General features: G+C 58.1%; 11 protein-coding genes. 10 read left to right on the top strand and 1 reads right to left on the bottom strand.

Going from position 1 to position 13681, the window contains the following annotated elements:
* The first annotated feature begins 29 nt into the window (after positions 1-29).
* Entirely contained in the window at positions 30-1259 is a 1230-nt protein-coding gene (chrA, locus tag AC1DCP_RS17295) for a chromate efflux transporter (RefSeq protein WP_476774496.1), read from the top strand.
* Here the strand turns inward: chrA and AC1DCP_RS17290 are convergent.
* Entirely contained in the window at positions 1254-2144 is an 891-nt protein-coding gene (locus AC1DCP_RS17290; protein ID WP_035199295.1) for a LysR family transcriptional regulator, read from the bottom strand. The two genes, chrA and AC1DCP_RS17290, sit on opposite strands and share 6 nt — an antisense overlap.
* 133 nt (positions 2145-2277) lie before the next feature.
* Between AC1DCP_RS17290 and ampC the strand changes: the two genes are divergently transcribed.
* The 9 genes from ampC (at position 2278) to AC1DCP_RS17245 (ending at position 13677) form a co-directional block, all read left to right on the top strand.
* Complete coding sequence (ampC, locus tag AC1DCP_RS17285; protein ID WP_065705351.1) at positions 2278-3435, top strand: class C beta-lactamase; 1158 nt, start codon at positions 2278-2280, stop codon at positions 3433-3435.
* Between the two features lie 191 nt (positions 3436-3626).
* Entirely contained in the window at positions 3627-4439 is an 813-nt protein-coding gene (locus AC1DCP_RS17280) for a FadR/GntR family transcriptional regulator (RefSeq protein ID WP_476774495.1), read from the top strand.
* A gap of 78 nt (positions 4440-4517) precedes the next feature.
* Positions 4518-6026: an ABC transporter substrate-binding protein gene (locus tag AC1DCP_RS17275; RefSeq protein ID WP_065705517.1), complete on the top strand. Its 1509-nt coding sequence runs from the start codon at positions 4518-4520 to the stop codon at positions 6024-6026.
* Positions 6027-6093: 67 nt separating this feature from the next.
* On the top strand, positions 6094-7041 hold the full coding sequence (locus AC1DCP_RS17270; protein WP_003499573.1) for an ABC transporter permease: 948 nt from the start codon (positions 6094-6096) through the stop codon (positions 7039-7041).
* An 11-nt stretch (positions 7042-7052) separates the two neighbouring features.
* Positions 7053-7925: an ABC transporter permease gene (locus AC1DCP_RS17265; protein ID WP_013761355.1), complete on the top strand. Its 873-nt coding sequence runs from the start codon at positions 7053-7055 to the stop codon at positions 7923-7925.
* A gap of 22 nt (positions 7926-7947) precedes the next feature.
* On the top strand, positions 7948-9732 hold the full coding sequence (locus AC1DCP_RS17260; RefSeq protein ID WP_019566417.1) for a gamma-glutamyltransferase family protein: 1785 nt from the start codon (positions 7948-7950) through the stop codon (positions 9730-9732).
* 4 nt (positions 9733-9736) lie between these two features.
* Positions 9737-11548 carry an ABC transporter ATP-binding protein gene (locus AC1DCP_RS17255; protein WP_174068766.1) on the top strand — a complete coding sequence of 604 codons (1812 nt, stop codon included), beginning with the start codon at positions 9737-9739 and terminating at the stop codon, positions 11546-11548.
* Positions 11549-11788: 240 nt separating this feature from the next.
* On the top strand, positions 11789-13243 hold the full coding sequence (locus tag AC1DCP_RS17250) for a sensor histidine kinase (protein WP_476774494.1): 1455 nt from the start codon (positions 11789-11791) through the stop codon (positions 13241-13243).
* The gene (locus AC1DCP_RS17245; RefSeq protein WP_003517744.1) at positions 13240-13677 is read left to right on the top strand and encodes a response regulator; all 438 of its coding nucleotides are present in this window, start codon (positions 13240-13242) and stop codon (positions 13675-13677) included. Before AC1DCP_RS17250 ends, AC1DCP_RS17245 begins: the two co-directional genes overlap by 4 nt.
* Positions 13678-13681 lie beyond the last annotated feature (4 nt).

The raw sequence follows: 13681 nt of genomic DNA, 5'->3' as shown, positions 1-13681 counted from the left end.
CAGCCGTTGCACGCTCAGGGAGCTTTTTCGTGAAGTCGTCAACGCAAACCATCCGCACTGAAGCGGCCACCCCTCGAAGCGGCACGCCCGGCGAGGTATTTATGGCGTTCCTGAAGCTCGGGGTCACCTCCTTCGGCGGTCCCATCGCCCATCTCGGTTACTTTCGCGATGAGCTGGTCGTGCGGCGCAAATGGATCGACGAGGCGGGTTATGCCGATCTCGTGGCGCTCTGCCAGTTCTTGCCGGGGCCGGCCTCCAGCCAGGTCGGTTTTGCCCTTGGGTTGCTGCGGGCAGGGCCGCTCGGTGCGCTGGCGGCCTGGATGGCCTTCACCCTGCCATCCGCTATCCTCCTGCTTCTCTTCGCCATGGTCGCCGCGTCGATAGAAGCGCCGGTCGGCAACGGCCTGTTGCATGGCCTCAAGATCGTTGCGGTCGCCGTGGTGGCGCAGGCCGTCTGGGGCATGGCAAAGAGCCTTGCTCCAGATAGACAGCGTGCCAGCATCGCGCTCGTCGGCATCATCTGCGTCGTGTTTGTCGCGGGCGCTTTTGGCCAGATTCTGGCGCTTGCCTTGGGTGCCATTGCGGGGCTTTTCTTCTGCCGCAGCGAGGCCGCGCGTCAGGCTTCCCATCTCGCATTCCGGGTGCCGAAAAGTGTCGGATACATTGCGCTTGCCACTTTCGCGCTCCTGTTGGCCTTCCTGCCGGTCTTCGCGGCGATGGCCGGCTCGCAAGGCCTCTCATTGTTCGATGCGTTCTATCGTGCCGGCGCCCTTGTCTTTGGTGGCGGCCATGTGGTGCTGCCATTGCTGCAATCGGCAGTGGTTTCCACGGGCTGGGTGACGGAAGATGCGTTTATCGCCGGTTACGGTGCAACCCAGGCCGTTCCCGGCCCGCTGTTCACCTTCGCGGCCTACCTCGGCGCTGTGGCGGGGCCGCAGCCGAACGGTATTGCGGGAGCAGTCATTGCGCTTGTCGCGATCTTTCTGCCGGGCATGCTATTGCTCGTCGGTGCGCTGCCCTTCTGGGAGGAGTTTCGCAAGCACCTTCTGGCGCAGGCTGCCATGCGCGGCGCAAATGCCGCCGTCGTTGGCATTCTCGGGGCCGCGCTTTATGATCCGGTGTGGACAAGCGCTATCTTCATGCCGAAGGATTTTGCACTTGCGCTGACGGGTTTCATCCTGTTGACGGTGTGGAAGACGCCGCCATGGATCGTGGTGGTCATCTGCGCGATTGGTGGCGTTCTGCTCGCCCTGTCATAGGCCGTCTTGCGCAGGACCGATATTGGTAAACATCCAGTCCGAGAAGGCCTGCATGGCTGGTGTCGGCGGCTTTGATTGCAGCCTCGTCAGCCAGTAGCTGCCGAGCGATATGGTGACGGGGAAGGGCTGGACGATAGCCCCGGATGCCAGATGCCGGGAGAACATCGATGGCGGGGCGAGCGCCACGCCGAGCCCTTGCAATGCGGCCTCCATCATGCCGAGCGAGGTATCGAAAACGATGCCGGCATTCACCTGCGCCACCGGTGTTACGCCAGCCGCTGCAAACCACGTGGCCCATTCGTCAGACCTGTAGCTGCGCAACAGCGTGGCGTCCGCGAGATCAGCGGGGGATTTCAGTGTCTCCGCCAGTTTCGGCGTACAGAGAGGCGAAAGGGGCGCCTCGAAAAGCCGGAATGCATCCGTGCCATGCCAGGAGCCCTGGCCAAATCGAATGGCGAAATCCAGGCCTTCGGCGGCCATGTCCACGCGGTTGTTGTTGGTGGAAACGCGCACGTCGATGAACGGGTGCCGCTTTTGAAATTCCCTCAGCCGCGGCAGCAGCCAGCCCACGGCAAAGGTTCCCACGACGCCCAGAAACAGCAGTTCGCGCACCTGACCGGCTTCGATCCTGTCGAGCGTGATCGCCATCTGATCGAAAGAGCTGGTGACCGTCGGTAGCAGGGCTTCGCCTTCCGCGGTGATTTTCAGGCCTCTTGGAAGCCGTTGAAAAAGGGAAACCCCCAGTCGTTTTTCGAGGCCCTTCACCTGTTGGCTCACAGCCGCCTGCGTCACGCAGAGTTCTATGGCCGCGCGGGTGAAACTGAGGTGCCGCGCTGATGCCTCAAATGCCCTCAAGCCGTTCAGTGGAAGAAATTGCCGAACCATTCAAGACCTAGATTTTGTTATGCCTCGTCCGAGATATCATGATTTGTTCGTGCAATGTAGGGCGGTTAAACGTCTTTCGCTGGGGACGGCGCAGGCGCCGAAAATCCACTTGAGGTTTTGGAGAACACGAAAGATGAAACTTAATCGCAGACATATTGCGTTGGCCACATTGATCTCGACGAGCCTGTTCACGCAGACTTTTGCCGCTGATGATGCCAGGCTGAAAGCGATAACGGATGCAGCGATCAAGCCGGTGATGGAGAAGAACGGTATTCCGGGTCTGGCCGTTGGCATCAGTGTCGATGGCGAAAATCACGTCTTCACCTACGGTGTCATGTCCAAAACTACGGGCCAGCCGGTTACCCCGCAGACGCTTTTCGAGCTGGGTTCCATCAGCAAGACATTCACGGTCACGCTCAGTACCTATGCGGAGACGCAGGGGAAACTGTCACTATCAGGCAAGGTCGAAGACTATCTTCCCTCCATGAAGGGCAAGCCGTTTGGCGATGTCACGCTGATGCATCTTGGCACCCACACCGCCGGCGGCTTTCCGTTGCAGGTACCGGACAGTGTCAAGACGGAGCCGCAGCTTTTGGCCTATTTCAAGGCCTGGAAGCCCGCATACAAGGCGGGAACGCACAGAACCTACGCCAATCCCAGCATCGGAATGCTCGGATACGTCACCGCAAAGGCCATGGGCCAAAGCTATGACAGCGCAATGCAGGACGTACTGTTTCCGGCGCTTGGATTGAAGAGCACCTTCACCGTGGTGCCCAAGGCAAAGATGGCCGATTATGCGCAGGGTTATAAGAGAACCGGCGAACCGGCCCGCATGACGCCAGCCATTCTCTCATCGGAGGCTTACGGGGTCAGATCGACGGCGACCGACATGATCCGTTTCGTCAATGCGAATATGGGGCTGGAAAAGCTGGACGGAAAACTCCAGCAGGCGATCGCCAACACTCATACGGGATATTTCAGCGTTGGCGCGATGACGCAGGATATGATCTGGGAGCAATATGCCTACCCAGCCGCGCTGAAAACACTGATCGAAACGAACTCCGGCGCCTTGCTCAAGACGGTGCCGGTATCGGAAATTTCGCCGCCGATAAAGCCGCGTGGCGATGTCTTCATCAACAAGACCGGCTCCACCAACGGTTTCGGCGCCTATGTGGCGTTCATACCGGAGCAAAAACTCGGTATCGTCATTCTGGCCAATAAAAACTATCCCAATGAGGATCGTGTTGCCGTGGCCTACGAGATTTTGAACGGACTCAAAAGCTCCGAATGATGTCAATGCTGGCGTAAACGCGTACAGGACAAGGGTGGCATTTCGGTCGTAATTCATTTGCTCGCCGACATTGTCTTCCTTGCCCTGAAAGCATGCATTTCCGTCCCTGAAAATCGGCGTATGCCCATATTTTGAGCGCTTGTAATCAAGGCTCAAAAATGGGCTTGACGTCTGCCGAAATTTCTCACCAAATGAACCAATGTTCGATTGGTTCACACAAATGGTGCGGCTTGGCGACAAACCCTAACGACAATTCAAACTACGCTCTGGCGAAGCTTCGCGAGTATATTCAGACGAAGAATCTCGCGAATGACGGCCGCCTGCCGACGGAGCGGGCATTTGCCGAGACCTTCAATGTCGGCCGCCGGTCAATCCGCCGTGCTCTGGAGGTTTTGGAGGCCGAGGGTCTTTTATGGCGTCGCCAGGGGGCCGGAACCTTTGTGGGTGAAAAGCCGGACGATTGGTCCACCCAGGTGACCGAAATGGTCGCCAGCACCGATATCATGGAAATCATGGAAGTCCGCCTGCGCATCGAACCGCAACTGGCGCAGCTTGCAGCCATGCGCGCCAAGCCCGCCGAGGTGGAGCGCATGCGCGCGCTCGTCAAGAAGACCGGCGAAAGCACGGATGCCGATGCCAAGGAATTGTGGGACGGCTCGCTCCACCGCCAGATAGCCCAGAGTGCTGGCAACAAGCTGTTCCTGTCGATCTTCGATGTCGTGAACCGTATTCGTCAGGACGATGCCTGGCAGTCGATACGCGAACTCGCCCGGCGCAGTGGCACGAATGGCAAGGCGTCTTTCGAACAGCATGTCGCCATCGTCGATGCCATTGCCGATCGCGATCCGGCGCGTGCCGGAGAGGCGATGCGCCAGCACCTTCTCATGCATCAGGAACGATTGATCCGCGCCACTTCGCTCGGGTTTCAGGAGGAGACGGCTGCGGAAGACCGTGCGGCGAAGAGCATCAACGAAGCCGACAATCCGCTTACTCCGGCCTCATAGGCCGCGGACGAAAACCCGCCGGTCCTTCGGGGCTGGCCAATGACAAAAGTCAAAGAAAACCAGACCAGAGGATCGAACATGAAGAAAATCTACACACTGACTGCGGCGCTATTGGCAAGCGCGTTTCTGACCGCACCAGCCATGTCTTCCGAATTGCGCATCGGCCTCAACGATGACGCGGACGTGCTTGATCCCGCGCAATCGCGCACCTTCGTCGGCCGTATCGTCTACACCTCCATGTGCGACAAGCTGGTGGATATCTCGCAGGACATGAAGATCGTTCCCCAGCTTGCCACCGAATGGGGCTGGTCCGAGGGTGGCAAGGTGCTGACGATGAAAATTCGCGACGGCGTGAAGTTCCACGACGGCGAGACCCTGGATGCGGCCGCCGTCGTTGCCACCATCGAGCGCAACATGACCCTTCCGGAATCCCGCCGTAAGAGCGAGTTGTCCTCGGTTGAAAAGGTTGAGGCCACCGGGCCGCTGGAAGTCAAGTTCACGCTGAAGACGCCCGATGTCACGCTGCTTGCCCAGCTTTCAGATCGCGCGGGCATGATCGTCGCGCCGAAAGCCGCCAAGGAACTGGGCGCGAATTTCGGCTCCAAGCCGGTTTGCGCCGGACCGTTCAAATTCGTCGAGCGCATTCAGCAGGACCGTATCGTCCTCGAAAAATTCGCGGATTATTGGGACAAGGACAAGATCAAGGTCGACAAGATCGTCTACCTGCCAATTCCCGATACAACTGTGAAGCTTGCAAACCTCCGCTCTGGCGATCTCGACATTGCCGAACGTATCTCGGCGTCCGATGCGGAATCCGTCAAGAATGACCCCAAATTGACCTATGCGGACGTGATCGGTCCGGGCTACATGGCCATGTATGTCAACATCAACAACGGCGCGCGCGCTGACAATCCGCTCGGCAAGGACAAGCGCCTGCGTCAGGCCTTCTCCTATGCGATTGACCGCGAAGCGATCGGCCAGATCGTGTTTGAGGGTACGTCCAAGGCCGGCAATCAGTCATTCCCGCCGACAAGCCCATGGTTCAACCAGAACCTGCCGGTGCCGCCCCGCGACATCGACAAAGCCAAGCAGCTGATGAAGGAGGCTGGCTACGAGAAGCTCGATATCGAACTTCAGCACGCCAACAACACCACGCAGACGCAGATGATGCAGGTGATCCAGTCGATGGTGGCGGAGGCTGGCTTCAACGTGACGCTGAAGGCCACCGAATTTGCGACGCTTCTTTCCGAACAGACCGCCGGCAACTATCAGCTCAGCCGTTCCGACTGGTCTGGTCGTATCGATCCCGATGGAAATCTTCACCAGTTCGTCACCTGCAAGGGCGGCATCAACGATGTGAAATATTGTAATCCTGAAGTCGACAAGCTGCTGAACGAAGCACGCGCCTCGACTGAAGATGCGGTCCGCAAGGAGAAATACGATGCGGCAAGCGTCATCCTAAACGACGACATGCCGATCATCTATCTCGGCCACCAGCCCTATGCCTATGCCATTTCCAAGAAGGTCAAGGGCTGGGAGCCTTCGCCTGATGGCATGATCCGCCTTCTCGGCGTCAGCAAGGACTAAGCGCTTCAAATCCGCCGCACGGCTTGCCGTGCGGCCCTCCAGAACGTGCACGAACGGGGGCAATGCCATGCCTGTCTATATCGGCAAGCGACTGCTGGTCGCGATCCCGACGCTTTTGATCATCTCCATCTTCGTCTTCTCGCTGCAGAAACTGTTGCCGGGTGATCCGGTTCTCGCCATGGCGGGTGAGGAGCGTGATCCGGCGACGATTGAATTCCTGCGGGAGAAGTATCGCCTGAACGACCCGGTACCGCTCCAGTACATCAACTGGCTGGGCGGCGTGGTGACCGGCGATTTCGGTATTTCGCTGAGGACCAACCAGCCGGTGCTGGAACTGATCGGCCAGAAGCTGCCGGTCACCATCCAGCTGGCTGTGATGGCGATGTTCTTTGCGATGGTCATCGGTATTCCGATCGGCATTCTGGCCGCCGTCAAGAAAAACACATGGATCGACTACACCGCCAATATCGTGGCGCTTTCCGGCCTGTCGATCCCGAATTTCTGGCTCGGCATCATGCTGATCCTGCTGGTTTCAGTGAAGCTCGGCTGGCTGCCGGCATCCGGATATGAATCGATATTCGTCGACCCCGTTCGCTCCATCGAGACGATGATCATGCCCGCCTTCGTGCTCGGCAATGCGCTTGCGGCAACGTTGATGCGCCACACGCGTTCGGCAATGGTCGCGGTTTTGAGTTCAGACTATATCCGCACCGCCCGCGCCAAGGGGCTTTCGCCGCGCGAGATCATCCTGTCGCACAGTTTTCGCAACGCGCTTCTACCCGTCATCACGCTGTTGGCACTGCTTTTCGGTGAGTTGCTGGCCGGTGCGGTTCTGACGGAGCAGATATTCACCATTCCCGGCTTCGGCAAGATGACCGTCGATGCGGTCTTCACCCGCGATTACGCCGTCGTCCAGGGCATCGTGCTCTGCACCGCGGTCGGCTTCATCCTCATGAACCTGCTGGCGGACATTGCCTATGTCCTGCTTAACCCTCGCCTCAGGGCGACGATCTGAGGCCTGATATCATGACCGCTCTCGATCAAAACCTGTCCGTACCGGTGCCGCGGCAAGAAAGCCGCGCCTGGAAGAAAATGAAGCGCAACAAATCGGCGCTGGCCGGTCTGATTATCGTGCTTTTCTTCACGGTACTTGCCGTTGCAGCACCGATCCTGCCGATTGCTGACCCTATTGCGACCAGCTGGTCGGCCATCCGCAAGGCGCCGTCCGCCGCCCACTGGCTCGGCACCGACGATCTTGGCCGTGATATCCTTTCGCGCATGATTTATGGCGCGCGGGCCTCGCTGATGGCCGGTGTTGTCTCCGTCATGATCGCGGTGGTGATCGGCGTGCCCTTCGGGTTGATCGCCGGTTATTTCGGTGGCTGGGTGGATATGGTCATCTCGCGCATCACCGAAGCGCTGCTGGCTATGCCGTTCCTCATCATGGCTATTGCCCTTGCGGCCTTCCTCGGCCCGAGCCTTACCAACGCGATGATCGCCATCGGGCTTTCCGCCATGCCGATTTTCGTTCGGTTGACCCGTGGTCAGGTGCTGGCGGTCAAGATGGAAGATTATGTCGAGGGGGCAAGGTCGATTGGCCTCAACCACTTCGACATCATGACACGATACATCCTGCCAAATGTCTTTGCTCCCATCATCGTGCAGGCGACCTTGACGGTTGCGACGGCCATCATTGCGGAAGCGAGCCTGTCCTTCCTCGGCCTTGGCCAGCAGGCACCGGCGCCGTCGTGGGGTTCCATGCTGAACACCGCGAAGAACTTTCTGAGCCAGGCACCGTGGATGACGATGTGGCCCGGCATTGCAATTTTCCTCGTCGTCATAGGCTTCAATCTCCTGGGCGATGGCCTGCGTGATGCGCTCGATCCGCGCGAAGCATGATTTCTCATAAGGAACTGACTGAATGACCGAATTTACCACACGCCCCGAGATCCTTGGCACATTCGGCGTCGTCACCTCGACGCACTGGATCGCATCGGCCGTGGGCATGGCAATCCTCGAAAAGGGAGGTAACGCCTTCGACGCAGCGGTTGCCACCGGCTTCGTGCTGCAGATCGTCGAACCGCATCTCTGTGGCCCCGGCGGCGACATGCCTGCCGTCTTTTATTCAAAGAAGAAGGACAAGGTCGAAGTCATCTGCGCGCAGGGGCCTGCTCCGAGTGGCGCCACCATCGAGCACTATACCTCGGAGGGGCTTAAGCTGATCCCCGGCGATGGTCTGCTTGCAACCGTCATTCCCGGAGCCTTCGATGGCTGGATGCTGATGCTGCGCGACTATGGCACGATGAGCGTGCGCGAGGTGCTGGAACCAGCCATCTATTATGCCGAATACGGACATCCGACCCTGCCGCGCGTTTCCGCCACCATCAAGGGGCTGGCGGAATTCTTCGAGAAGGAATGGCCGACATCCTACGAGACCTGGCTGCCGGGTGGTGCCGCACCCGAGCCCCACGCCCTTTTCAGGAATCCTGTACTTGCGGAAACCTACAAGCGGATCGTCACTGAATCCGAAGCGCGTTCGGGTCGCGAAAACCAGATTGAGGCCGCACGCGACGCTTTCTATCGGGGTTTCGTAGCGGAAGCGATCGACACTTACGTCAAGACCGCTGAAGTCATGGATGCAAGCGGCACCAAGCACAAGGGCGTGCTGACGGCGCAGGATATGGCGGACTGGAGCGCGACCATCGAAGCTCCGCAGACGCTTGATTATCATGACTGGACGATTGCAAAGACGCCTGCCTGGGGGCAGGGACCGGTTTTGTTGCAGTCGCTCGCCCTGTTGAAAGGCTTCGATCTTGCGGCCATGGACCCGTCCGGCCCCGATTTCATCCACACCATCGTTGAGGCCATGAAGCTCGCCTTTGCCGACCGTGAGGTCTATTACGGCGATCCTGATTTCGGCCAGATTCCGACGGAATATCTTCTCTCTGAAAGCTACAATGCCGGGCGTCGTAAACTTATCGGCAGCGAGGCATCGCTCGATCTGCGTCCCGGCATCGTGCCGGGTTACGAGAAGCAGGTGGACGCCACCATGGCCATGCTCGCCGAAATGAGCGGCAAGGGCACCGTCTACGAGCCCACCATGTCGCATCTTACCGAAAAACGCGGCGATACCGTGCATATCGATGTCATAGACCGCTGGGGCAACATGGTCTCAACCACGCCGTCCGGCGGCTGGCTGCAATCATCGCCAATTGTTCCGGGATTGGGCTTTGCGCTCAATTCCCGCGCCCAAATGTTCTGGTTAAAGGAAGGCCTGCCGACCTCGCTTGCACCTGGAAAACGCCCGCGCACCACGTTGACACCCTCGCTCGCGCTGCATCAGGGACGCCCTTCCATGGTGTTCGGTACTCCGGGCGGCGATCAGCAGGATCAGTGGCAGCTGCCCTTCTTCCTGCGTTATGCACATCACGGCAAGAACCTGCAGGCGGCCATCGACATGCCGCTGTTCCATACCTCGCATTTTCCGGGCTCGTTTTATCCGCGCACCAGTTCGCCGGGCGAGATCATGGTGGAAAGCACCGTGGGTGATATCACGCTGCAGGAGCTTCGCCGCCGCGGACACAAGGTCACCGTTGCCGATGCGTGGTCGGTGGGCCGCCTGACTGCCGCAAAGCGGGATGCCGATGGCCTGCTGCGGGCCGCCGCAACCCCGCGACTGATGCAGGCCTATGCTGTGGGACGATGACATCATGAATACGACACCTGTTCTCTCCGTTAGAAACCTGACCACTTCTTTTCTAGTCGATGATGCTTGGAAGAGCGTCGTCCGTAACGTCTCCTTCGATGTTGCTCCGGGCGAAACCGTCGCGATTGTCGGCGAGTCCGGTTCGGGAAAGTCCGTCACCTCGCTGTCCATCATGCGCCTGCTTAGCCCCGCTTTCAGCCGGATTGAGGGTGAAGTTCTCTTGAACGGGCGCAATCTTCTGGCGCTTTCCGAGAAGGAAATGCGGGGCGTGCGGGGCAACGACGTCTCGATGATATTTCAGGAGCCTATGACGTCGCTCAATCCGATCTTCACGATCGGCCGCCAGATTTCCGAGGTCCTCGTCCGGCACAAGGGCTTTTCGAAGCAGCAGGCAAGGGCGGAGACGGTCCGGCTTCTCGAAAAGGTTCGTATTCCCAACGCGGCCGGTCGCTTTGACGAGTATCCGCATCAGTTTTCCGGTGGCATGCGCCAGCGCGTGATGATCGCAATGGCGCTCGCTTCCCGGCCGAAACTGCTGATCGCCGATGAACCGACGACCGCGCTCGACGTCACCATTCAGGGCCAGATTCTCGATCTGATCAAACTGCTTCAGGAAGAGGAGGGCATGTCGGTCCTCTTCATTACTCATGATATGGGCGTCGTGGCGGAGATCGCCGACCGCACCATTGTGATGTTCCGGGGCGATGAGGTCGAGACCGGACCTACCGGGGATATATTCCAGCGCGGCAAGCATCCCTATACGCGGGCGCTGCTTTCGGCGGTGCCGAAGCTCGGCTCGATGCGCGACCGGCAGTGGCCGACGCGCTTTCCGGTCCTCGACATGAAAACCGGCCTGTCGACCGAGCCGGTAGAAGTGGCCGAAACGGTTGCGAGCGGACAGACACCTGTCCTGTCGGTCAAGAACCTCGTGACGCGGTTTCCCATCCGCTCCGGCCTTTTGGCCCGGCAGACGGGTGCGGTTCACGCGGTCGAAAACGTCTCCTTCGATCTGTTTCAGGGGGAGACGCTTGCACTGGTCGGCGAGTCCGGTTGCGGAAAGTCGACGACCGGCCGCTCGATCATGCGTCTTGTCGAACCGACGGCCGGCGAGGTTTCGCTCGATGGTTACGATGTGATGCGGCTCGATACAGTCGGCCTGCGCAATATGCGTAAGTCCGTACAGATGATCTTTCAGGATCCGTTTTCGTCGCTCAATCCGCGCATGACGGTGGGTACGGCGATTTCCGAACCCTTCATCAAGCACAAACTGGGCACCACGAAGCAGGCGAAGGAAAAGACTGCCGATCTCCTCGAAAAGGTTGGTCTAACCGCCGACATGGCGAGCCGCTATCCTCACGAATTTTCCGGCGGCCAGCGCCAGCGCATCGCGATTGCCCGTGCGCTTGCCCTCGATCCGAAGGTCATTGTTGCCGACGAAAGCGTGTCGGCTCTCGATGTTTCGATCAAGGCGCAGGTCTGCAACCTGCTCCTCGACCTGCAACAGAGCCTCAATCTCGCCTTCCTCTTCATCTCCCACGATATGGCGGTGGTGGAGCGTGTCAGCCATCGCGTCGCGGTGATGTATCTCGGTGAGATTGTGGAGATCGGTCCGCGCGCTGCTGTTTTCGACAATCCGCAACATGCCTACACGAAGAAACTCATGGCGGCAGTGCCGGTACCCGATCCGGCGCGACGCGGAATAAAGCGCGGCATATCCAACGATGAACTGAAAAGCCCGATACGGCCGATGGGATTTCAAACGCCGACGCGAAACTATAAAACCGTTTCCCCGGGCCATCTGGTTCAGGTTGTTTAAGGCAATTCTGGCATTCCGGATTGAAAAACCGTGAAGTTTCGCACAGCTATCCGCTTTTCTGAGCGGAATAATTTTTACAGCCTAGCTTAACGCGCGTCGTCAAAAGTGGTTCCCATATGAATCGAAAATAAAACGTTCGATTCAATGCGCCGCATATTCTAGTTTGCGCGCGAATGAGGTGCATGCCGGGAATTTACAACTGTGATTAGTTTTTCGCCTTTTGCTCAGCGAAGCCTGTTTATGCTCGCTGTGGGTGTTGCAATATTGACCGGAATGGTCGCCACTTCGCTGTGGCTAGTGCAGGTGAACAACCGGTACTCGCAAGAAACAGCCGAGTTGCGCCGTGTGCGGGCAGCCATTCTCGATATCCTGACGTCGATGCAGGACATTGAAACGGGGCAGAGGGGTTATCTGCTGACCAACAACATCGAGTATCTGGGCCCTTATCAGGAGGCCTTGAGCCTGTTGCCGCAGAGGCAGTCCAGACTTCTCGAAGTGCTGAAGGACCAGAAGCAATACGAGCAGGATCTGACGGATCTCGGTAATGCCGTCGCCAACAAGCTGGCTGAAACCCAGGAAACCATCGATCTGCAAAAGGCAGGACGCATCACCGAGGCAGTCGAAGTCGTCCGTGAGAATGACGGCAAACGGTTCATGAACGAAATCAGGGCGATCTTGTCGAAGCTGCAATCGCAGACCGACGACCGGCTCCGCATCATCGTCGGAGACCAACTTGGCGCCGCCAATACATTGCAATGGGTAACGCTCGGCGGCACGCTGGCGATCCTGCTTGTTGTCGGCGGTTCAATTTTTCTGGTTTTCACATATATCCGTGCGTTGAACCGGTCTCGGGAAGATGTTGACGAGCTAAATCGCCATCTGGAGGAGCGGGTTGAGGAAAGAACCCGTGATCTTCGCAGCGCCAATCAGGAAATTCAGCGCTTCGCCTATATCGTCACGCATGATTTGCGTGCGCCGCTCGTCAATATCATGGGGTTCCTCTCCGAATTCGATACGTCCCTGAAGCCGGTCACCGCCTATGTGCTCGCAGACGGCAAAATGCCTTCCGACGACGTGGTTCGGGATGCCAGACTGGCTGTCGAGGAGGATCTTCCCGAGGCGATCAGTTTCATCCGCTCTTCGACACGCAAGATGGACCAGCTGATCAATGCGATCTTGAAGATATCGCGCGATGGTCAGCGAAAGCTGCAGCCGGAAAAAGTCGACATAGAGACATTGCTGTCATCGCTCTCCGAGACGGTTCGTCACCAGATCAATGCCAATGGCGGCGAGATCAGTGTCGAGACATCAAAGCTGACAGTCGTGACGGATCGTATCTCTCTCGACCAAATCCTTGGCAATCTTTTCGACAATGCGGTGAAATACCAGATTCCGGGACGACCGCTGCGATTGACTGCCCGTGCTTATCCGTCCGGGCGGGGTGCCATCAGCATCGAAGTCAGCGACAACGGGCGTGGCATTGGCGAGCATGATCTGGAACGGGTGTTCGAACTCTTTCGCCGCGCCGGTGATCAGGATCAACCGGGGGAAGGCATCGGCCTTGCCCATGTTCGGTCGCTAATAAGAAGTTTAGGAGGAGACATTAAGGTGAGTTCCGAACTTGGCAAAGGCAGTACATTTACATTGCTGCTGCCGAGCGATCTCAGAAAAGTGACGAAAGAAGGCGAAAAATGAAGGCAACCGGTCAAGAGGTAACGATCATTATGATCGAGGATGACGAAGGTCATGCTCGGCTGATCGAGAAGAACGTACGTCGCGCAGGTGTGAATAACGAGATCATGCCCTTTACGCTCGGTGCAAAGGCACTCGACTACATCCTCGGTGAAAACCGCGATGGCGTTGTCAGCAAAGATCGATATCTTCTTGTTTTGCTCGATCTTAACCTCCCTGATATGTCGGGTATCCGAATTCTCGAGGAGATCAAGAGTAACGAATATACGCGCCGTTTGCCGGTGGTCGTTTTGACGACGACGGATGACGAAACCGAGATTCAGAAATGTTATGACCTTGGTGCAAATGTCTATATAACCAAGCCGGTCGACTACGAAGGCTTTGCGAGTGCGATAAAGAACCTCGGCCTGTTCTTCTCCGTAATTCAAGTACCTTGAAGGC

The sequence above is a fragment of the Agrobacterium sp. 10T429 genome, assembly GCF_056393925.1.
Note: the sequence above shows the minus strand (reverse complement) of the source record. Positions and strands in the feature narration are given on the sequence as shown.

Coding starts and splice junctions, on each gene's coding strand:
- AC1DCP_RS17290 (WP_035199295.1), bottom strand. CDS start 2,144: ATGGTTCGGCAATTTCTTCCACTGAACGGCTTGAGGGCATTTGAGGCA.
- ampC (WP_065705351.1), top strand. CDS start 2,278: ATGAAACTTAATCGCAGACATATTGCGTTGGCCACATTGATCTCGACG.
- AC1DCP_RS17280 (WP_476774495.1), top strand. CDS start 3,627: ATGAACCAATGTTCGATTGGTTCACACAAATGGTGCGGCTTGGCGACA.
- AC1DCP_RS17275 (WP_065705517.1), top strand. CDS start 4,518: ATGAAGAAAATCTACACACTGACTGCGGCGCTATTGGCAAGCGCGTTT.
- AC1DCP_RS17270 (WP_003499573.1), top strand. CDS start 6,094: ATGCCTGTCTATATCGGCAAGCGACTGCTGGTCGCGATCCCGACGCTT.
- AC1DCP_RS17265 (WP_013761355.1), top strand. CDS start 7,053: ATGACCGCTCTCGATCAAAACCTGTCCGTACCGGTGCCGCGGCAAGAA.
- AC1DCP_RS17260 (WP_019566417.1), top strand. CDS start 7,948: ATGACCGAATTTACCACACGCCCCGAGATCCTTGGCACATTCGGCGTC.
- AC1DCP_RS17255 (WP_174068766.1), top strand. CDS start 9,737: ATGAATACGACACCTGTTCTCTCCGTTAGAAACCTGACCACTTCTTTT.
- AC1DCP_RS17250 (WP_476774494.1), top strand. CDS start 11,789: ATGCTCGCTGTGGGTGTTGCAATATTGACCGGAATGGTCGCCACTTCG.
- AC1DCP_RS17245 (WP_003517744.1), top strand. CDS start 13,240: ATGAAGGCAACCGGTCAAGAGGTAACGATCATTATGATCGAGGATGAC.